The following is an 18,831-nucleotide window of genomic DNA, read 5'->3' as shown; positions in this document are numbered from 1 at the left end:
GTGCGACGACGCGGGGCGAGCCGGGCGGCACCGGCCCGCCCCGTACGCCCGCCTCAGCTCACCCGCTCCGCCCGGTGCCGCACCACCCGCAGCCGGACCTCGGCGGGCAGCCGCGCCAGCCCCGTGGAGGTACGGGCGTCCGCCACCGCGCCGTCCGACAGCCGCAGCAGTACGGCGCCGGGCTCGGCGTGCGGGGCGAGCGCCACCACGGCACGCAGCTGCGGGGCGCTCCGGCGGCCGGACAGCAGCGCGTCCGCCCGCTCCACCCCGTCCAACGCCCCGGCCTCCACCGCCACCGCGTCCTCCAGCGCCCGGCCGCGCACCGCCGCGCCCTCCCCGTCCCCGCTGTCCACCAGCAACTGCCCCAGCCTGCGCCGCCGGAGCTGCGCCAGCAGCCACCACAGGAGCAGCAGCACCACGACGGCGAGCCCGGCGATCACCACCGGCCACCACCAGCCGCGGTCGGTGAAGCGGGTGCGGTCCGCCGCGGACAGCAGCACCCCGTCGGTACGCGTCCAGGGCCAGCCGTCGGGCAGCCTGAAGTGCCACGCCGACGGCAGTCCGAGACCGGCCGTCAGCACCGCGGCGCCGCCGCCCAGCAACGCCGCGCCGGTCAGCCCCAGCAGTACGCGGTTGACGCCGCGCCGGACCCTGCGCATCCTCGCTCACCTCTTCTTCGGGCGGCGCACCCGGACCGTACGCCGCAACGGCCGGGCCAGCCCCAGCCCGTGCATCCCCTTGGCGACCACCGCGTCGAGATCGGCCCGTACCCGCTCCGGCTCCCGGAAGTGCGAGACGGCCGCCACCTTCACCCTGCGGCGCCCGGCCGACACCTTCACGGACTGCACGCCGGACACCTCCATCGCCCGGTCCCGCAGCACCAGTGCGGCGGCCGCCCGGTCGAGTCCGGCCCGGACGTCCGGTGTGGCGCGCCGCATCGGCAGCACCCTGCGCAGCCCGGGGGTGAGCGCCAGCACCAGCAGCCACAGGCCGATCGCCATCGCCGCCGCGGCGGCGCCCAGCACCCAGGGGTCGTGGAGCGGCCGGGTGGCCAGTTCGTCGGCGAGGCGGCGGCGCCAGGCCATCGCGGGCCGGTCGGCGCGGACCGCCGCCACGTCGTAGAGCAGCAGCCCCGTCCCGGCCAGTGCGACCAGCGCCACCAGGGCGGACGGGAGGCGGCGGCCGGACCAGAAGCGGCGCGCCCGGCCGTGGGCGCCAGGGGCGGGGGCGGGGTCCTCCGCCGGGGTCACCGTGGTGCGGGTGTCGTCGCTCATCGCACGCGTTCCCGGTCCCGGGCGCGCGGCGAGTGCAGCCGCTCCACCTCGACCGCCACCTCGGACACCGTCATCCCGGCCAGCTCCTTCACCCGGGCGGTGACCTGGCGGCGTACCTCACCGCAGCGGGCGCCGATCGCGGCGGGGTAGCCCAGTTCGACGGTGACCTGCACATGGGCCTCGCCGAACGGCAGCCGTCCGTCCCGCCGCCGGACAGTGACGGTCGCATGGGCGCCGGTGCGGGCGCCGTCGGCCGCGGCGCGCAGCGCCTCGCGGGCCGCCGCCGCGGCGATCTTCGCGACCACCCGGTCCGCGACGCGGGTGGCGCCCCGCTCCCCCGGCGCCACCTCGGCGACGGCCGCCGCGCCGGGCGCCGTCGCTGCCGTCGCCACGCTCACCGCCGCCGGTCGTCGCGGGCCCGGGGCCGGAAGAAGTCCCCGGCCTCCAGGTCCCCGTCGAGGAACCGTCCGACGACGAACCCGATCGCGCCCAGCGCCGCCACCAGGACGAACGCCCCGAAGCCGCCGAAGTACCCGGCGAAGCCCAGCGCCATACCGGCCAGAAGACCGACCACGGCCATGCTCATCGTGCGCTCCTTCGCTGCCCGCTCCGGCCGAAGCCGCCGCCGGTCACATCCGTCTACTGGAGCCGGGTCTCCGGCTCCTCGTCCTCGTCCTCCTCGTCGGGCAGCTTGACGTCGCTGACCGCGATGTTGACCTCGACGACCTCCAGGCTGGTCATCCGCTCCACGGCGGAGATCACGTTCTCCCGTACGTCGCGGGCCACCTCGGCGATGGAGACGCCGTACTCGACCACGATCTCCAGGTCGAGCGCCGTCTGCACCTCGCCGACCTCGGCCTTCACGCCGCGGGCGACGGGCGCGGAGCGGGAGCCGCCGGGCACCCGGTCACGGACCGCGCCGAGGGTGCGGGCAAGGCCGCTGCCCATGGCGTGGACGCCCACCACGTCCCGGGCGGCGAGCCCGGCGATCTTCTCCACGACGCCGTCGGCGATGGTGGTCCGCCCACGGGAGGCGGGATCACCCCCGCCCCGTTTACCGCTCTGGGCCTTCGCTTCGGATGCCCCGCTCAGGGTGGGGTCGCTCCGGTTCCACTGTTCGTCCGCCATCGCCGATCGTCCCTTTCCGAGGGGAGACGTCACCGCTCCTCACCACGCTAGGGGCGTCCGCCCGAGCCCGCCCGGCCGGTTGCGGCACCCGGGTTGCGCCCCGCCGCCCCCGGCCGCACCGCCCTGCCGTACGGGCCGGGCTGCGGCAGGCTGGGAGGACAGCCGGACGACGACCCTGGGGGCGATGCGGTGGCCGCGACGGAGTGGGCGCACCGGGTGCGCCGGGAGCTGGGCACCGGCCGGGTGCTGCCGCTGGGCGCCCCGGCGGACGGCTGCTGGATCACCGAGGAGGCCGCGGTACGGGTGCTGCGGGCCCGCGCCACCGCGCTGCCCGGGCTGTCCCTGGGCGCGTTGCGGATCGGCCTCGTGGACCACCACGGCCCACGCCCGCCCGCCCCGGCGCCGCCCAGCGCGCTGCCGCCCGGCCCGCTGCGGATCACCGCGGACCTCACGGCCACCCCGGACCGCCCGCTGTCCCGGACCGCCGAGGAGCTGCGCACCGCGCTGCTGGAGACCGCCGACCGGGCCCTCGGGCTGCCGGTGACGTCCGTGGACCTCCAGGTCACCGGCGTGCTCGACCCCGCCGGGGCACCGCACCGGGAGCGCCCGACACCGCCGGGGCCGGGCGTCGGCCTCAGCCCGCAGGAGACGGGGGTGCCGGACCCGGTGGCCGATGCGGCGCTGGCGGTGCCCGGCGTGGTGCGGCTCGCCGCCACGCTCGGCGGTACGTCCCGGCCGGTACGGGAGACGCCGGGCGGGCTGCTGGTTCAGGTGGTGACCGGCCCGGGGCACCGGGCGGTGGAGGTCGCCCGGGCGGTACGCGCGGCGGCGGGCGCGGCCGGTACCCCGCCGGTGGCCGTGGCGGTGCTGGTCACGGCCGTGGACGAGGGATGAGACGGGACCGCCCGCGGCGCCGCCCCCGGCGGGGCACGGCGTCGCGGGCGGTCCGCGGGGTCATTCGCCGAGGCCCGCCAGATCGTGCAGACGGCGGCCCTGGGCGGCCCGCTCGGCGGCGCGCTGTGCGTCCAGATCCCGGCCGACGGCACCGGCGAGCAGCGCCTTGGTCTCGATGACGGCGTCACGCGGCGGGGCCAGCAGCGCGGTGACCAGGTCGGCGACCGCAGCGTCCAGCTCCTCACCGGGGACGACGAGGTTGGCCAGGCCGATCCGGCCCGCCTCGTCACCGTGGACGAAGCGCCCGGTGGCGCAGATCTCCAGCGCCCGGGCGTAGCCGACGAGATGGACCAGCGGGTGGGTGCCCGTCAGGTCGGGCACCAGCCCGAGGCTGGTCTCACGCATCGCGAACTGCACGTCCTCGGCACAGACCCGCAGGTCACAGGAGAGCGCCAGCTGGAATCCGGCGCCTATCGCATGGCCCTGGACGGCGGCGATCGACACCAGGTCGTTCCGCCGCCACCAGGTGAACGCCTCCTGGTACGAGGCGATGAGCGCGTCCATCTCGTGCTCCGGGCCGCGCGCCATGTCGAGGAAGGACGGCTCGCCGTCGAATCCCTCGGGCGTGAACGCCTGCCGGTCGAGTCCCGCGGAGAAGGACTTGCCCTCGCCCCGCAGCACCACGACGCGGACGCTCCCCGGCAGCAGCGCGCCGACCTCGGCCAGCGCCCGCCACATGGCGGGCGACTGGGCGTTGCGCTTGGCCGCGCCTGCGAGGGTCACCGTGGCGAGCGCGTCGTCCACGGTGAGCCGCACACCGTCCTTGTCGAGCAGAGTCATCAGAATGCCTCCGAGTCAGCCGTCGCACACCAGCGTGCGTAAGTGACTGAACGGTAACCTCCCGGTCGTCTGCCCGACCGACCGGGGGGACTACCCGTCGGAGTCGCGGTCGTCAGGCCGAGGTGGCCTTCTTGCCCCTCGTTGCTCCGCCTCGACCGCGCAGGGACACACCGGATTCGCTGAGCATCCGGTGGACGAATCCATAGGAGCGACCGGTCTCTTCGGCCAGCGCCCGGATGCTCGCTCCGGAGTCGTACTTCTTCTTCAGGTCTGCCGCGAGCTTTTCGCGCGCGGCGCCGGTCACCCGGCTGCCCTTCTTCAGAGTCTCGGCCACCCGTGCCTCCTCATGGGAAGTGCGCTCTGGACTCTCATGATCACCCCTCCTCGCGTTCCTGGCCACCCATTCGGCAAGGTCTGTGGCGAGGCGTCCGAGGCCGTCCGTGTCCGGACAATCTGGCCGAGGGCCTCCGACACCCACCGAAATCGCCGCGCCCTTCCGCGCCCCGTCCGGGAAACCGCAGGTCAGCGGGGGCGCGCCGAACATGACGGAAGCCGGGCCGCCAGGGCCCGGCTCCGTCTCGGAGGCTCGCCGGTGTACGAGCCGTTCTCACTCAGATGATGGATCACCCGTCGGCCGAATGATCGATGCGCGAACCTGGTGGCCCGCCACCGGTCACGCCAGCGCGACGAGGTCCGCGTACTCCTGACCCCACAGGTCCTCGACACCGTCGGGCAGCAGGATGATCCGCTCCGGCTCCAGGGCGTCCACCGCGCCCTCGTCGTGCGAGACGAGGACGACGGCGCCGGTGAAGGTGTGCAGCGCGCCGAGGATCTCCTCGCGGCTGGCCGGGTCGAGGTTGTTCGTCGGCTCGTCGAGCAGCAGGACGTTGGCGGACGAGACGACCAGCGTGGCCAGCGCCAGCCGGGTCTTCTCACCGCCGGAGAGCACCCCGGCGGGCTTGTCGACGTCGTCGCCGGAGAACAGGAAGGAACCCAGCGTCTTCCGGATGGCGACGAGGTCCATGTCCGGGGCGGCGGAGCGCATGTTCTCCAGGACCGTGCGGTCCGGGTCGAGCGTCTCGTGCTCCTGCGCGTAGTAGCCCAGCTTGAGGCCGTGACCGGGGCGGACCTCGCCGGTGTCGGGGGTCTCCACCCCGGCCAGCAGCCGCAGCAGCGTGGTCTTACCGGCGCCGTTCAGACCCAGGATGACGACCCGGGAGCCCTTGTCGATGGCGAGGTCGACGTCGGTGAAGATCTCCAGCGAACCGTACGACTTCGACAGCCCCTCGGCGGTGAGCGGCGTCTTGCCGCACGGCGCCGGGTCGGGGAAGCGCAGCTTGGCGACCTTGTCGGCGGCGCGGACCTCCTCCAGACCGGACAGCAGACGCTCGGCGCGCTTGGCCATGTTCTGCGCGGCGACGGTCTTGGTGGCCTTGGCGCGCATCTTGTCGGCCTGCGAGTTGAGGGCCGCGGCCTTCTTCTCGGCGTTCTGCCGCTCACGGCGACGGCGCTTCTCGTCGGCCTCACGCTGCTGCTGGTAGAGCTTCCAGCCCATGTTGTAGACGTCGATGGTGGCGCGGTTGGCGTCGAGGTAGAAGACCTTGTTGACGACGGTCTCGACGAGGTCGACGTCGTGGGAGATCACGATGAAACCGCCGCGGTACGTCTTGAGGTAGTCGCGCAGCCAGACGATGGAGTCGGCGTCGAGGTGGTTGGTCGGCTCGTCGAGGAGCAGGGTGTCGGCGTCCGAGAAGAGGATCCGGGCCAGCTCGACGCGGCGGCGCTGACCACCGGAGAGGGTGTGCAGCGGCTGGGCGAGGATCCGGTCCGGCAGGCCCAGGCTGGCGGCGATGGTCGCGGCCTCCGCCTCGGCGGCGTACCCGCCCTTGGTCAGGAACTCCGTCTCCAGGCGCTCGTACTTGCGCATCGCCTTCTCACGGGTGGCGCCCTTGCCGTTCGCCATCCGGTCCTCGTTCTCCCGCATCTTGCGCAGGACGGAGTCCAGCTCACGGGCGGAGAGGATGCGGTCGCGGGCGAGGACGTCCATGTCGCCGGTGCGCGGGTCCTGCGGGAGGTAGCCGACCTCGCCGGAGCGGGTGACGGACCCGGCGGCGGGGATGCCTTCACCGGCCAGGACCTTGGTGAGGGTGGTCTTCCCCGCGCCGTTGCGGCCGACCAGGCCGACGCGGTCGCCCTTGGCGATACGGAAGGAAGCGGAATCGATGAGAACGCGGGCGCCGGCGCGCAGCTCAAGGCCGGAAGCGGTGATCACGGAAAAACTCCAGGGCAGGGTGACGGCGGATTGGACGGACGGTCCGAGAGCGGTCTACGCCGTCTAATGAACCCAGAGGAGAACTGCCATGCGGGCAGTCTAACGGTGCCACGCAACTGTTTTTCCCGGCCGCCGAAGGCCACGGACGGCCGTACGGCGGCTCCGGCGCGGGTGGCGGGCGCGGCCGCCGCGGGTGCGTTGTCAGTGGGTCCCGGCAGACTGTGAGGCAGATCTCACGGATGCCCGCGCGAGCGGCGCGCGGGGCCGTGCGCCACGGGACACACGCTCCCGGGAGAGGCGGCCACCATGCCGGTCACCCCGCAGCCCCCCACGCTCTTCCCCACCCTCGTCTACCGCGACGCCCGGGCCGCGATCCGCCAGCTGACCGACGCCTTCGGCTTCACCAGGGAGGCGGTGTACGAGGGCGAGGACGGCACCGTCGTCCACGCCGAGCTGTCGTACGGCAACGGCCGGGTGATGCTCGGCTCCAAGGGGCACGGCGGCCCCTTCGACGCGGCGATGGCCGACGCCGGTCCGAGCGGCGTCTACGTCGTGGTCGAGGACGTGGACGCCCACCACGACCGGGCGCGCGCCGCCGGGGTGGAGATCCTGATGGCGCCCCGGGACCAGGAGTACGGCTCCCGCGACTACCTGGCGCGCGACGCCGAGGGCAACGTCTGGAGCTTCGGGACGTACGCGCCGGGGGCGGGCGGATGACCCGGTCCCTCCGGTGGACGGCCGCGGGCCGCCGGGCCGCGGTGGCCCGGCGGCTGCCGGATCAGACGCCGCCGGTGTGCACCTGGAACGCCGCCCGGCGGACGGCCTTGGCCAGCGCCGGGTCGGGATGGGCGGCGGCGAGCGCCACCAGGACCTGGACGGTGCGCGGATGGCCCACCGCACGCACCTCTTCGAGAAGACGCGGGACGGAGCCCTGGACCGCCGAGTCGAGATGGCGGATCAGCAGCTGGCTCTCGCCGTGGTCGGCGACGGCCGCGGCGGTGTCCACCCACAGCCAGGTCGACTCCTCGCGGGTGAGCACGTCGGGGGCGTTCTCCGGGTCGCCGCCCTCGTGCTCGAAGAGCCACAGCAGGACGTACGGGCGCAGCGCCGCCTCCTCGGCGGCGGCGCGGACGGCGGCCTCGGCCGGGGCGCCGACGGCGCGCAGCGCCTCGAAGGCCAGCCCGCGCAGCAGCGCGTCCTCGCCGCGCGCCACGGTCAGCAGCTCCTCGACGGCCGAGCCGACCGAGCGGGCCGCGAGCCAGGCGCGGTACTCCGCGCGGGCCGGGCCCGGGGTGAGCCGGGCGCAGCCGCGGAGCATGGCGGCGGCGGTCTGCTCGATGTTGCCCGCCGGGCTCTGCGCCGCGACGCAGATCTGCTCCAGCTTGACCCACACCGACCAGTGGCCCAGCGGCGTCAGCTGCGCCTCGCGGGCGTCGTCGCCGTCGCCCGGGGCGGGCGCCGGGGCGGGCGCGCCGTCGGCGGGCACCAGCGCGCCGACCGCGGTCAGTGCGGCGAGCGCCCAGTCCAGCAGGGCGGTGAGCGGGGCCTGCGCCTCCTCCGGGTCGCCGTCCGCGGACTCGGTGCGGGGCCCGTATGGCACCTCGCAGCGCTCGGTGCGCAGCTCGGCGACGCGCTGTTCCAGCATGTCCAGCAGTGCCTGGAGCCGGACCGGACCGGCCGAGAGGTGGAGCAGCGAGAGCAGCTGCGGGACCGCCTCGACGACCTCGCCGACGATGGCGGGCCCGGCGCCCTCGGGGGACGGCAGCGCCAGCGACCAGGCGTCGAAGAGGGCGACCCAGCCGCGGAGGGCGGCGGTGTCGTCGCGGTCCCAGGCGCGCAGCCGCCAGCCGGCGCGGGCCAGCCCGCCGTGCAACTCGATCAGTCCGGCGAGGCGGGCGCGGTCCCAGTCGGCGCGCACCTGGGCGGTGGGCAGGCCGAGGGCCTCGGCGGCGCGGTCCACGTCGGCCGCCGGGAGGGCGCCGTCGCGCCCGGCCCGTAGTCCGTCACCGGCGCCGTCGGCCCAGTGGGCCAGCCGGGCCGCGCCCGAGAGCGCGGCGCGGGCCTGGCGCGCCAGTTCCGCGGGCGGCGGGGTGCCCTCGGGCGGGCGTGGGGCCGGACGGGCGGCCCGGGTGCTCACCGCCCGGCGGGCGGCGGCAATCGGTTGCCTGGGGACGAGTCGGAGCCGGGAGTCGCGCGGAGTACGGGACGTCACAGGAGCAGTCTTGCCGCTGACGGCCCGAAAACCCAATCGGACGGCAGGAAAAGGCCCGCTCAGCGGGGTTCATCCAGGCGACCCATCACGGTTGTGGGGAGTTGTCCCCCCGTATGCCCGCGCGCCGTGCTTCCCCGTACGCGCACGGAGCGGGGCGTACGGGCGGCGGCGGTCACATCAGTGGGGTCAGGAAGCGGCGCAGCGCCTCCTCGTAGGCGGTGGGGGCGGCGTTCCACATGGCGGCGTGCGGGGCGTGCGGCACGGGGTGGAGGGTGACGAGATCCGGGCGGCGCGCGGCGAGGGCGCGGGAGGCGGCCCAGGGGGCGAGGGTGTCGTCCGGGCCGTGGAAGAGGAGGGTGGGGACGGTGAGGGTGTCCGGGTCGACGGCGTCGCCGGGGCGGTCGACGGGGAGCCCGGTGTGGCCCTCGGCGGCGCGGACCGCGAGCGGCAGCAGGGCCCGCGGGACGTGCCGGGCGGCGGCCAGGGCGCGGACGGTGGCGTGCCGGTCGAGGACCGGCGAGTCCAGGACGAGGCCGCGGATGCGGTCGCGCACACCGGAGCGGACGGCGGCGCGCAGCGCCATGGTGGCCCCGGCGGACCAGCCGTGCAGGACGACGTCGCGGGCGCCGTAGCGGACGGCGTAGCGGATCGCGGCGTCCAGGTCACGCCATTCGGAGTCGCCGAGGTGGTGCAGCCGGTCCGGGGTCTGCGGGGCGCCCGCGTCGTTGCGGTAGGCGAGACCGAGGACGGGCAGCCGGTGGCGGTGGAGGAACGGCATGACGACCATCGGGTGTTCGCGGGTGGTGCCGATGCCGTGCACGGTGATCACCCAGGTGTCGCGGACGCCCGGCAGGAACCACGCGGGCAGCGGCCCGAGTTCGCCGGGGACGTCGACGTCGGCGCAGGTCAGGCCGAAGGCGTCGCGGGGGTTCCCGGCGTACACCTGCGGGGTGAGGCGCACCCGGGTGCCGGGCGGGAGGGTGCCGTGGGTGATCCGCTCCAGGCGGCGTACGACGGTGTCGGCGGCGTGCGGGGCGTGCTCCAGGACCGGGCCGACGATCGCATGGCAGCCGGGGCCGGAGAGTCCGTAGGTGCCGGGGCGCAGCGACGCCAGGCTGCGGGTGAGGGTGACCGTGCCGTCGCCGGTGGCGTGGACGGTCAGGCGTGCGTCCCCGGGGAACGGCACCTGGGGGGAGGGCCGGAGGGCGACGCCCCCGGCGTACCGGCCGGCCGCCACCGCGGCCGCCCCGGCACCGATCACGGTGGTGGCGGCCGCAGCCGCCGCAGTAGCCAGGCGCACCTCTTCAGTGTGGGGCGGGGTGCCGGGGGCGGCCAGCGGGCGGGGCGAGCGGGTGACGCGGCGGCGCCCCGGGGGCGGGCGCCGCCGGGCCGGAGCTAGGAGGTGGCTTCCGGGTGGCGTCCGTAGCCGCGGAGGCGGGTGGCGGTCTCGGCGAGGGCGGCGGCGGAGAGGAGGGAGGGGGTGCGGCCGGGGACGGCGGAGGCGAGGAGCCAGACGCGGCACATCCACTCCAGTTGGGCGGTGCGGTCCAGTGCCTGGTCGAGGGTGGCGCCGAGGGCGAGCGTGCCGTGGTGGGCGAGGAGGCAGGCGGTGCGGTCGCGCAGTGCGGCGAGGGCGTGGGCGGCCAGTTCGTCGCTGCCGTAGGGGGCGTAGGGCGCGACGCGGACGGGTCCGCCGAGGGCGGCGGTCATGTAGTGGACCGGTGGCAGCTCGTCGACGAGGACGGAGACGGCGGTGGCGTGCGGGGCGTGGGTGTGGACGAGGGCGGTGGCGTCGGTGGCGCGGTAGACGGCGAGGTGCATGGGGAGTTCGCTGGTGGGCGGGAGGGTGCCCGCGCACCGGCGGCCGTCGAGGTCGACGGCGGTGAGGTCGCCGGGGCCGAGGCGGTCGTAGGGGACGCCGCTGGGGGTGACGAGGACGGTGTCGCCGACGCGGGCCGAGACGTTGCCGGAGGTGCCGACGACGAGGCCGTCGGCGACGGTGCGGCGGGCGGTGGCGACGACGTCCGCCCAGGCGGCCGCGAGCGCCTCGGCGCCGGGCCGGTCCGGGTGCGGGTCGGGAGCGCCGGTACGGGTCACGGTTTCCTCCGGGGCGTGGACGGGCGGTCGGGATGCCGTCACCGTACGGGCCGGGCGCGGGGGCGGGTGGCCGTGCCCGGAGACCGGCCGGGCGACGGGGCGTCACCGGGCGGACCGGGGCGGGTGGTGCGGCGTCACCGGACGAGCCGGGGCGGGCGACGGACCCTCATCGGACGAGCGGGGGCGGGCGTCGCGGCGTCACCGGGCAAGCCGGGGCGGGCGTCGCGGGAGGGCCGCGGGTCCGCCGACGCAGGATCCGGCACCGTGCGGGCCGGTGGACGCGATCGTTCCGGGGAGTCCGGGCACGCGGTGGTCCGGCCTCGTTCGGGGTGGGCGTACGGAGGTGCCCGGTGCCCCGCGGCGTGCGCCGCGCTCGAACAGCGGGGTGCCCCGGGGGGCGGCTGCGGGGCCGGGTGTTCCGGCCAGGTGGGCGGGGTGGGCGGCGGCCGGGGGATCGCGGCAGGTCCGGGTGGGCGCGGGGCCGTGGGTACGCCGTTCACCAGCGGGGTGACGCACCGCGACGGGGCCGTCGGGATGCCGTGCACGCGCCGGGGAACAAGCCGGATTCGGGCCGTGCGGGGGCATATTCACGCCACATACGGATGGTGCGGAAGTGACGTGTGAGATACCTCCTCTCGAACACTGCGGTGGTGTCATTGCCGGGCCCGGCCACGTTCACCTCCCGTTCACCCACCCTTCGTACGTTTCCGGCGTCACTGACCATCGAACTGATTGCCTGGGTGAATGGAACACATCACGCTTCTCATCGGGATCGTGATCGTCACGGCCTTGGTGTTCGACTTTACGAACGGCTTCCACGACACGGCCAACGCCATGGCCACCACCATCTCCACCGGCGCGCTGCAGCCCAAGATCGCGGTGGCGATGTCGGCGGTCCTCAACCTCGTCGGCGCGTTCCTGTCCGTGGAGGTCGCCAAGACCATCTCCGGCGGGATCATCGACGAAAGCGCCGGTATCAGACCGGAAGTGATCTTCGCCGGTCTGGTCGGCGCGATCGTCTGGAACCTCCTCACCTGGCTCGCCGGCCTCCCCTCCAGCTCCTCCCACGCCCTGTTCGGCGGTCTGATCGGCGCCACGCTGGTGTCCGTGGGCACCGACGGTGTGCACGGCGGCGCCGTCGTGATGAAGGTCCTGATCCCGGCCGTGGCCGCCCCGGTGGTCGCCGGTATCGCGTCGATGGCCGCGACCCGGCTGACGTACCGGCTGGCCCGGGGGCGCGACGAGCGGGAGACGGCCAAGGGCTACCGCGCCGGGCAGATCGCCTCGGCGGCGCTGGTCTCGCTGGCGCACGGCACCAACGACGCCCAGAAGACGATGGGTGTGATCACGCTCGCGCTGATCACCGGCGGTGTGGTCGCCCCGCACGCCGACCCGCCGCTGTGGGTCATCGCCTCGGCCGGTATGGCCATCGCCCTCGGCACCTACCTGGGCGGCTGGCGGATCATCCGCACGATGGGCAAGGGCATCACCGACATCCAGCCGCCGCAGGGCTTCGCCGCCCAGACCGGCGCCGCGGCCACCATCCTGGCCTCCTCCCACCTCGGCTTCGCGCTCTCCACCACCCAGGTCTGCTCGGGCTCGGTGATGGGTTCGGGTCTGGGCCGCAAGGGCGGCGTGGTGCGCTGGTCGACGGCGGTACGGATGGTCGTCGCCTGGTGTCTGACGCTGCCGGCCGCGGGCCTGGTCTCCGCCGGTGCCGCGCTCCTGGCCGACCAGGGTGACTGGGGCGTCGCCGCCGTCGCGATCCTCGCGCTCGGCATCTGCGGCGCCATCTGGGCCGCCTCCCGCCGCAAGCCCATCGACCACACCAACGTCAACGAGGCCGAGGCCACGGAGCCGCCCGGTGTGGTCACCGCGGCCCTCCAGACGGTCACCCCGCCCCCGGCCGGGACGCTGAACCCCGCCGAGGGCGAGGAGCCCGCCCCCGCCGCGAGCGCCCCGCGCGCCACGACCGCGACAGCCGCCGGCTGACCGCCCGAACCTGAGGAACCGCAGCATGAGCATCGACTGGGCAGCTCTCGGCCAGGTCTTCGGCGTCACCCTGGTGGTGACGGTCGGGATCGTGGGCCTGTTCACGGTCGGCATCGTCGGCACGGCCCGCACCCGCACCGAGGGCGCGACGGCCACCGCGGACGCCGGTGCCCCGAGCACCGGCGCGCGGCTCGGCGGCCTCGCCGCGTACGCGGTCTGCGCGGCCGCGGTGGCGTACGGCATCTATCTGATCGTCGCCGCCTGATCCGTCCGGCACCCGCGCGTACGGCGCCCGGTCACCGCACTCCGCGGGGGCCGGGCGCCGTGCGTCGTACCGGTCCTGTGGCCTCTGCCACAGGTCTCGCGATACCACGGCGTCGCAGGTCACGGGCGAGTTGACGGGGTTGGCGGGGCATGGTGGACTTCCCACGCCAATCGGCGACAGCAGAGGAAGTCCGGTGTGAATCCGGCGCGGTCCCGCCACTGTCACCGGGGAGCGTTCCTCCGACGGAGGCCACGGTCCGCCTCGTGCACGCCCGACGGGTGCTCGCCAGGGCCGGAAGGCCGGGGGAAGCGCCGATCCGGGGAGCCAGGAGACTCCTGTCGCCGTCACGTCGAACCAGGGCGCGGACCCTGAGTGAGGACATACCGCCATGCCCGGCCGCCCCGCCAGACCCTGCCCGTCCGCCGCCCTCCGAGGGCTGACGGCGGTCTGATCCGATGCGTGCCGAACACGCCACCTACGCGTGCGGTGCGGCCCTGGGCTTTCTCGGTGATCTGCTCGCCGCCGATCCGCGGCGCGGCCATCCGGTGGCCGCCTTCGGGCGCGGTGCGGCGGCCGTCGAGGCCCGGCTCTGGCGCGACCACCGTGGCCGCGGCGCCCTCCACACCCTGCTCTGCGCGGGCGGCGCGACCGCCGGTGCCGCGCTGCTGACGCGCGCGGTCCGCGGCCCGGCGCCCGCCGCCTCCCCCGCCCGGACCGCCGCCACCGCCGCGCTGACCGCCGCCACCGTCTGGTCGGTGCTGGGCGGCACCTCGCTGGGCCGGGAGGCGCGGGCCGTCGGCGAGGCGCTGGCCGCCGGAGACCTCGACCGGGCCCGCCGCCGGTTGCCGCATCTGTGCGGCCGCGATCCGCAGGCGCTGGACGGGCCGCAGATGGCGCGGGCGGTCGTCGAGTCGGTCGCGGAGAACACCTCGGACGCCGTGGTGGGCGCGCTGGTGTGGGGTGCCGTCGGCGGCGTCCCGGGCCTGGTGGGGTTCCGGGCGGTGAACACCCTGGACGCGATGGTCGGTCACCGCTCGCCCCGCTACCGCCGGTTCGGCTGGGCCTCGGCGCGGCTGGACGACGTCGCCGGGTGGCCCGGCTCCCGGCTGACCGCCGCGCTCACCGTGCTCGCCGCCCCGGACCGGCGCGGCGCCGTGCGGGCCTGGCGGCGCGACGGCGGTGCGCACCCGAGCCCCAACGCGGGCCCGGTCGAGGCGTCGTTCGCAGGTGCGCTCGGCGTACGGCTCGGCGGGACGCTGGCGTACGGCGGACGGGTCGAGCACCGGCCGCGGTTGAACGGCGCAGGGCGTCCCGTGGCGACCGAGGACATCGCGCGGGCGGTGCGGCTCTCGCACCGGGTGGGCGTGCTGGCGTTGACGACGACGGTGGCCGGGCGGCTGCTGGCGGGCGCGGTGCGTCCGGCCCTCGCCCGGCGGAAGGGCGGGGCGCGGTGACCGGCGGCGGGCTGCTGATCGCGGGGACCACCTCCGACGCGGGCAAGAGCGTGGTGACCGCGGGGATCTGCCGCTGGCTGGTGCGGCAGGGCGTGGATGTCGCGCCGTTCAAGGCGCAGAACATGTCGCTGAACTCGTTCGTGACGCGGGACGGCGCGGAGATCGGGCGGGCGCAGGCGATGCAGGCGGCGGCCGCCCGGGTGGAGCCGTCGGCGCTGATGAACCCGGTGCTGCTCAAGCCCGGCGGGGACCGCAGCAGCCAGGTGGTGCTGCTCGGCAGGCCGGTCGGCGAGATGAGCGCGCAGGGGTACTTCGGGCGCCCCGGCGGCGCGCGGCCCGGTGGCCGCGAGGAGTTGCTGGGCACCGTCACCGAGTGTCTGGCCGAGTTGCGGCGCGCCCACGACGTGGTGATCTGTGAGGGCGCGGGCTCCCCGGCGGAGATCAATCTGCGGCGCACCGACATCGTCAACATGGGCATCGCACGGGCCGGGCGGCTGCCGGTGGTGGTGGTCGGCGACATCGACCGCGGCGGGGTGTTCGCCTCGTTCTTCGGGACGACGGCGCTGCTGTCCAAGGAGGACCAGGCGCTGATCGCCGGGTATCTCGTCAACAAGTTCCGCGGCGATGTGGCGCTGCTGGAGCCGGGGCTCGACATGCTGCGGGAGCTGACGGGGCGTCCGGCGCTGGGGGTGCTGCCGTTCGCGCACGGGCTGGGCATCGACGAGGAGGACGGACTGCGGGTGTCGCTGCGCGGCGCGGTCCGCGAGAGCGTGGTGGCGCCGCCGTACGGCGCGGATGTGCTGCGGGTGGCGGTCGCGGCGGTGCCGCTGATGTCGAACTTCACCGATGTGGACGCGCTGGCCGCCGAACCGGGCGTGGTGGTGCGGTTCGTGGACCGCGCCGAGGAGTTGGCCGACGCGGATCTGGTGGTGCTGCCGGGCACCCGCGGCACGGTGCGGGCGCTGGCCTGGCTGCGGGAGCGGGGGCTGGCCGAGGCGGTGGCCCGGCGCGCCGCCGAGGGCCGTCCGGTGCTGGGCATCTGCGGCGGCTACCAGATGCTCGGCGAGGTGATCGACGACGAGGTGGAGTCCCGGGCGGGCACCGTGCCGGGGCTGGGGCTGCTGCCCGTACGGGTGCGGTTCGCGGCGGAGAAGACGCTGGCCCGGCCGGTCGGCACGGCGCTGGGCGCGTCCGCCGAGGGGTACGAGATCCACCACGGTGTGGCCGAGGTCGGCGGCGGGGAGCCGTTCTTCACCGACGACGGCGGGCAGCCGCTGGACGGCTGCCGGTCGGGCGCGGTGTGGGGGACGCACTGGCACGGGTCGCTGGAGAGCGACGCGTTCCGGCGGGCGTTCCTCGCGCGGGTGGCCGCCGATGCGGGGCGGGCGTTCGTCCCGGCGCCGGACACCGGCTTCGGCGCGCTGCGCGAGGAGCAGTTGGACCGGCTCGGGGATCTGATCGAGGAGCACGCCGACACCGGTGCGCTGCTGCGGCTGATCGAGGAGGGCGTCCCGCCGGGGCTGCCGTTCGTCCCGCCGGGGGCACCGTGAGGGCGCGCGGATCCGCCGCCCGGGTGCCCGGGGGCACCCACCGGTCGGCCGGTGCCGACCGCAACGTTGATGACCTGGGTCGTTACGAAGGAGTGATCGCGACATGAGCGCCCGCTACCCGTTCACCGCCGTCGTCGGAATGGACGACCTGCGGCTGGCGCTGCTGCTGAACGCCGTCAGCCCGGCGGTGGGCGGCGTCCTCGTCCGCGGCGAGAAGGGCACCGCCAAGAGCACCGCCGTCCGGGCGCTGGCCGATCTGCTGCCCGAGGTGGCGGTCGTCGGCGGCTGCCGGTTCAGCTGCGACCCGGCCGATCCGGACCCGGGCTGTCCGGACGGCCCGCACGGCGCGGCCGAGGACGCGCGGCGGCCCGCCCGCATGGTGGAGCTGCCGGTGGGCGCCTCCGAGGACCGGCTGGTCGGCGCGTTGGACATCGAACGGGCGCTGGCCGAGGGCGTGAAGTCCTTCGAGCCGGGGCTGCTCGCCCGGGCGCACCGCGGGCTGCTCTACGTCGACGAGGTCAACCTCCTCCACGACCACCTGATCGACCTGCTGCTGGACGCCGCCGCGATGGGCGCGTCCCATGTGGAGCGCGAGGGCGTCTCGGTCCGGCACGCGGCGCGGTTCCTGCTGGTCGGGACGATGAACCCGGAGGAGGGCGAGCTGCGGCCGCAGCTGCTGGACCGGTTCGGGCTGACCGTGGAGGTCGCCGCGGACCGGGATCCGGACCGCCGGGTTGAGGTGGTCCGGCGGCGGCTGGCGTTCGACGACGACCCGGCGGCGTTCGCGGCGCGCTGGGCGGCGGAGGAGACGGCGCTGCGGGAGCGGATCGCCGCCGCGCGGGCGCTGCTTCCGTCGGTGCGGCTCGGCGACGGGGCGCTGCGGCAGATCGCGTCGGTCTGCGCGGGGTTCGAGGTCGACGGGATGCGCGCGGACCTGGTCATGGCGCGGACCGCGACGGCGCTGGCCGCATGGGCCGGGCGGCCGGACGTGGTCACCGAGGACGTACGGCAGGCGGCGCTGCTGGCGCTGCCGCACCGCAGGCGCCGGGCGCCGTTCGACGCGCCGGGTCTGGACGAGGAGAAGCTCGACCGGCTCCTTGCGGAATCGGCCCCCGAGGACGACCCGGAGCCGGACGGTCCGCAGGACGACGGCCCGGAGGGCGGTCCCGAGGGTCCGGAGGGCGGCCCCGAGGGCGGTCCGGACGGCGGGGGTCCGGACGGCGGCGGTCCCGACGGGGGCGGTACGCCGCCGCCCCGGGAGGAGAGCGTGCCCGGGCCGCGGGAGCAGGAGCGCGAGCCCGCGCCGGGCCGGGACGGCGACGGCGCGGAGCCGGGCGGGGCGCCCGAGGAGCGTCCGGCCGGGGCCCCGGCGGCGCAGCAGGCGGCGGTGGCCGCGGGCGACCCGTTCGTCACCCGGCGTCTGGACGTGCCGGGGTTGGGCGAGGGCGCCGACGGCCGCCGCTCACGGGCGCGGACCGCGCACGGCCGGACCACCGGGTCGCGGCGGCCGCGCGGGGCGCTCGGCAAGCTGCATCTGGCCGCGACGCTGCAGGCGGCCGCGCCGCACCAGCGGGCGCGCGGGCGGCGCGGGCCGGGGCTGGTGGTGCGCCGGGACGATCTGCGGGAGGCGGTCCGCGAGGGGCGGGAGGGCAACCTCGTGCTGTTCGTGGTGGACGCCTCCGGGTCGATGGCGGCGCGTAAGCGGATGAGCGCGGTCAAGGGCGCGGTGCTGTCGCTGCTGCTCGACGCGTACCAGCGGCGCGACAAGATCGGCATGATCACGTTCCGGGGGCGGGAGGCGGAGCTGGCGCTGCCGCCGACGTCGTCGGTGGAGGCGGGGGCGGCGCGGCTGGCGTCGCTGCCGACCGGTGGCCGCACCCCGCTCGCCGAGGGGCTGCTCAAGGCGCACGAGGTGCTGCGGGTGGAGCGGATGCGGGACGCCTCGCGGCGGCCGCTGCTGGTGGTCGTCACGGACGGCCGGGCGACCGGTGCCGGGTCGCCGTCGCCGCTGGAGCGGGCGGCGCGCGCCGGGCGGCTGCTGGGCGCCGAGGGCGTCGCCTCCGTCGTCGTCGACTGCGAGAGCGGTCCGGTGCGGCTGGGGCTCGCCGGGGCGCTCGCCCGGGAGTTGGGCGGCCCCGCCGTCACCCTCGACGAGCTGCGCGCGGACAGCGTCTCGGGGCTCGTACGGAACCTCCGCGGCGGGCGCGGTACGTCCGCCGCACACCCCATCCAGGACTCCAGGAAGGTGGCGTAAATGCCGCAGGGACAGCCGTCCGTCGTACCGAACGACGGGCTCACCACCCGCCAGCGCCGCAACCGGCCGCTGGTCTTCGTCCACACCGGTGTCGGCAAGGGCAAGTCGACGGCGGCGTTCGGGCTCGCGCTGCGGGCCTGGAACCAGGGCTGGCCGGTCGGGGTGTTCCAGTTCGTGAAGTCGGCGAAGTGGAAGGTCGGCGAGGAGCGGGCGCTGAAGGTGCTCGGCGAGACCGGCGAGGGCGGCACCGTCGCCTGGCACAAGATGGGCGAGGGCTGGTCCTGGGTCCAGCGTGACCTGGCCTCCAGCGAGGAGGCGGCGCGCGAGGGCTGGGAGCAGGTCAAGCGGGATCTGGCCGCCGAGACGTACCAGCTGCTGGTGCTGGACGAGTTCGCCTACCCGCTGCACTGGGGGTGGATCGACACCGAGGACGTGATCACGGCGCTGCGGGAGCGGCCCGGCACCCAGCATGTGGTGATCACCGGGCGGAACGCGCCGCAGGCGCTGGTGGACTTCGCGGATCTGGTCACCGACATGTCGAAGGTGAAGCACCCGATGGACACCGGCCAGAAGGGCCAGCGGGGCATCGAATGGTGAGC

At 75.7% G+C, this 18,831-nt stretch carries 19 protein-coding genes and 1 riboswitch; of the genes, 8 read left to right on the top strand and 11 right to left on the bottom strand.

Going from position 1 to position 18,831, the window contains the following annotated elements; translation table 11 throughout:
* Positions 1-53: 53 nt before the first annotated feature.
* From amaP to IF23_RS0112945, 5 genes are read right to left on the bottom strand one after another with little or no spacing between them, the layout of a single operon-like run.
* Positions 54-659, bottom strand: coding sequence for an alkaline shock response membrane anchor protein AmaP (gene amaP / locus IF23_RS0112965; RefSeq protein ID WP_030283092.1), 606 nt, complete (start codon positions 657-659; stop codon positions 54-56).
* 6 nt (positions 660-665) lie between these two features.
* Entirely contained in the window at positions 666-1,274 is a 609-nt protein-coding gene (locus IF23_RS0112960; RefSeq protein WP_030283090.1) for a DUF6286 domain-containing protein, read from the bottom strand.
* On the bottom strand, positions 1,271-1,666 hold the full coding sequence (locus IF23_RS0112955; protein ID WP_030283087.1) for an Asp23/Gls24 family envelope stress response protein: 396 nt from the start codon (positions 1,664-1,666) through the stop codon (positions 1,271-1,273). Before IF23_RS0112955 ends, IF23_RS0112960 begins: the two co-directional genes overlap by 4 nt.
* 2 nt (positions 1,667-1,668) lie before the next feature.
* On the bottom strand, positions 1,669-1,860 hold the full coding sequence (locus tag IF23_RS0112950) for a hypothetical protein (protein ID WP_030283085.1): 192 nt from the start codon (positions 1,858-1,860) through the stop codon (positions 1,669-1,671).
* A gap of 53 nt (positions 1,861-1,913) precedes the next feature.
* Complete coding sequence (locus IF23_RS0112945) at positions 1,914-2,402, bottom strand: Asp23/Gls24 family envelope stress response protein (RefSeq protein WP_030283084.1); 489 nt, start codon at positions 2,400-2,402, stop codon at positions 1,914-1,916.
* Positions 2,403-2,591: 189 nt separating this feature from the next.
* Here IF23_RS0112945 and IF23_RS0112940 point away from each other — a divergent pair, with 189 nt between their 5' ends.
* Positions 2,592-3,296 (top strand): hypothetical protein, encoded by a 705-nt coding sequence (locus IF23_RS0112940; protein ID WP_030283076.1) that lies wholly within the window; start codon positions 2,592-2,594, stop codon positions 3,294-3,296.
* Positions 3,297-3,356: 60 nt separating this feature from the next.
* Here the strand turns inward: IF23_RS0112940 and IF23_RS0112935 are convergent, their stop codons facing one another.
* From IF23_RS0112935 to IF23_RS0112925, 3 genes are all read right to left on the bottom strand, one after another.
* On the bottom strand, positions 3,357-4,136 hold the full coding sequence (locus IF23_RS0112935; protein WP_030283075.1) for an enoyl-CoA hydratase/isomerase family protein: 780 nt from the start codon (positions 4,134-4,136) through the stop codon (positions 3,357-3,359).
* 112 nt (positions 4,137-4,248) lie between these two features.
* The gene (locus tag IF23_RS0112930) at positions 4,249-4,470 is read right to left on the bottom strand and encodes a helix-turn-helix domain-containing protein (RefSeq protein WP_030283073.1); all 222 of its coding nucleotides are present in this window, start codon (positions 4,468-4,470) and stop codon (positions 4,249-4,251) included.
* 339 nt (positions 4,471-4,809) lie between these two features.
* Complete coding sequence (locus IF23_RS0112925; RefSeq protein WP_030283071.1) at positions 4,810-6,408, bottom strand: ABC-F family ATP-binding cassette domain-containing protein; 1,599 nt, start codon at positions 6,406-6,408, stop codon at positions 4,810-4,812.
* Between the two features lie 306 nt (positions 6,409-6,714).
* On the opposite strand from IF23_RS0112925, the gene IF23_RS0112920 reads away from it, so the two are divergent.
* Positions 6,715-7,125, top strand: a complete 411-nt coding sequence (locus IF23_RS0112920; RefSeq protein WP_030283068.1) for a VOC family protein — start codon at positions 6,715-6,717, stop codon at positions 7,123-7,125.
* Positions 7,126-7,186: 61 nt separating this feature from the next.
* On the opposite strand, the gene IF23_RS0112915 is transcribed toward IF23_RS0112920, so the two are convergent.
* From IF23_RS0112915 to IF23_RS0112905, 3 genes are all read right to left on the bottom strand, one after another.
* Positions 7,187-8,620: a hypothetical protein gene (locus tag IF23_RS0112915; protein WP_078653946.1), complete on the bottom strand. Its 1,434-nt coding sequence runs from the start codon at positions 8,618-8,620 to the stop codon at positions 7,187-7,189.
* A gap of 172 nt (positions 8,621-8,792) precedes the next feature.
* The gene (locus tag IF23_RS0112910; RefSeq protein ID WP_030283065.1) at positions 8,793-9,920 is read right to left on the bottom strand and encodes an alpha/beta hydrolase; all 1,128 of its coding nucleotides are present in this window, start codon (positions 9,918-9,920) and stop codon (positions 8,793-8,795) included.
* A 95-nt stretch (positions 9,921-10,015) separates the two neighbouring features.
* On the bottom strand, positions 10,016-10,717 hold the full coding sequence (locus IF23_RS0112905; RefSeq protein WP_030283063.1) for a class II aldolase/adducin family protein: 702 nt from the start codon (positions 10,715-10,717) through the stop codon (positions 10,016-10,018).
* 744 nt (positions 10,718-11,461) lie between these two features.
* Between IF23_RS0112905 and IF23_RS0112900 the strand changes: the two genes are divergently transcribed.
* The 6 genes from IF23_RS0112900 to cobO all read left to right on the top strand — a co-directional run bounded on the left by IF23_RS0112900 (position 11,462) and on the right by cobO (position 18,829).
* Positions 11,462-12,709, top strand: coding sequence for an inorganic phosphate transporter (locus IF23_RS0112900; protein ID WP_030283061.1), 1,248 nt, complete (start codon positions 11,462-11,464; stop codon positions 12,707-12,709).
* Between the two features lie 25 nt (positions 12,710-12,734).
* Entirely contained in the window at positions 12,735-12,974 is a 240-nt protein-coding gene (locus IF23_RS0112895; RefSeq protein ID WP_030283059.1) for a hypothetical protein, read from the top strand.
* A 183-nt stretch (positions 12,975-13,157) separates the two neighbouring features.
* Positions 13,158-13,308, top strand: a riboswitch (cobalamin riboswitch).
* A gap of 121 nt (positions 13,309-13,429) precedes the next feature.
* Complete coding sequence (locus IF23_RS0112890; protein WP_030283057.1) at positions 13,430-14,428, top strand: cobalamin biosynthesis protein; 999 nt, start codon at positions 13,430-13,432, stop codon at positions 14,426-14,428.
* On the top strand, positions 14,425-15,978 hold the full coding sequence (locus tag IF23_RS0112885) for a cobyric acid synthase (protein WP_030283055.1): 1,554 nt from the start codon (positions 14,425-14,427) through the stop codon (positions 15,976-15,978). The genes IF23_RS0112890 and IF23_RS0112885 overlap by 4 nt, the downstream gene beginning before the upstream one ends.
* 103 nt (positions 15,979-16,081) lie before the next feature.
* Positions 16,082-18,232 (top strand): putative cobaltochelatase, encoded by a 2,151-nt coding sequence (locus IF23_RS0112880; RefSeq protein WP_030283053.1) that lies wholly within the window; start codon positions 16,082-16,084, stop codon positions 18,230-18,232.
* Positions 18,233-18,829, top strand: a complete 597-nt coding sequence (cobO, locus tag IF23_RS0112875; protein WP_030283052.1) for a cob(I)yrinic acid a,c-diamide adenosyltransferase — start codon at positions 18,233-18,235, stop codon at positions 18,827-18,829.
* Positions 18,830-18,831 lie beyond the last annotated feature (2 nt).

Source organism: Streptomyces catenulae, from assembly GCF_000718015.1.
In the GTDB taxonomy this organism is placed as follows: Bacteria; Actinomycetota; Actinomycetes; order Streptomycetales; family Streptomycetaceae; genus Streptomyces; species Streptomyces catenulae.
Note: the sequence above shows the minus strand (reverse complement) of the source record. Positions and strands in the feature narration are given on the sequence as shown.

Coding starts and splice junctions, on each gene's coding strand:
- amaP (WP_030283092.1), bottom strand. CDS start 659: ATGCGCAGGGTCCGGCGCGGCGTCAACCGCGTACTGCTGGGGCTGACC.
- IF23_RS0112960 (WP_030283090.1), bottom strand. CDS start 1,274: ATGAGCGACGACACCCGCACCACGGTGACCCCGGCGGAGGACCCCGCC.
- IF23_RS0112950 (WP_030283085.1), bottom strand. CDS start 1,860: ATGAGCATGGCCGTGGTCGGTCTTCTGGCCGGTATGGCGCTGGGCTTC.
- IF23_RS0112945 (WP_030283084.1), bottom strand. CDS start 2,402: ATGGCGGACGAACAGTGGAACCGGAGCGACCCCACCCTGAGCGGGGCA.
- IF23_RS0112935 (WP_030283075.1), bottom strand. CDS start 4,136: ATGACTCTGCTCGACAAGGACGGTGTGCGGCTCACCGTGGACGACGCG.
- IF23_RS0112920 (WP_030283068.1), top strand. CDS start 6,715: ATGCCGGTCACCCCGCAGCCCCCCACGCTCTTCCCCACCCTCGTCTAC.
- IF23_RS0112900 (WP_030283061.1), top strand. CDS start 11,462: ATGGAACACATCACGCTTCTCATCGGGATCGTGATCGTCACGGCCTTG.
- IF23_RS0112895 (WP_030283059.1), top strand. CDS start 12,735: ATGAGCATCGACTGGGCAGCTCTCGGCCAGGTCTTCGGCGTCACCCTG.
- IF23_RS0112890 (WP_030283057.1), top strand. CDS start 13,430: ATGCGTGCCGAACACGCCACCTACGCGTGCGGTGCGGCCCTGGGCTTT.
- IF23_RS0112880 (WP_030283053.1), top strand. CDS start 16,082: ATGAGCGCCCGCTACCCGTTCACCGCCGTCGTCGGAATGGACGACCTG.
- cobO (WP_030283052.1), top strand. CDS start 18,233: ATGCCGCAGGGACAGCCGTCCGTCGTACCGAACGACGGGCTCACCACC.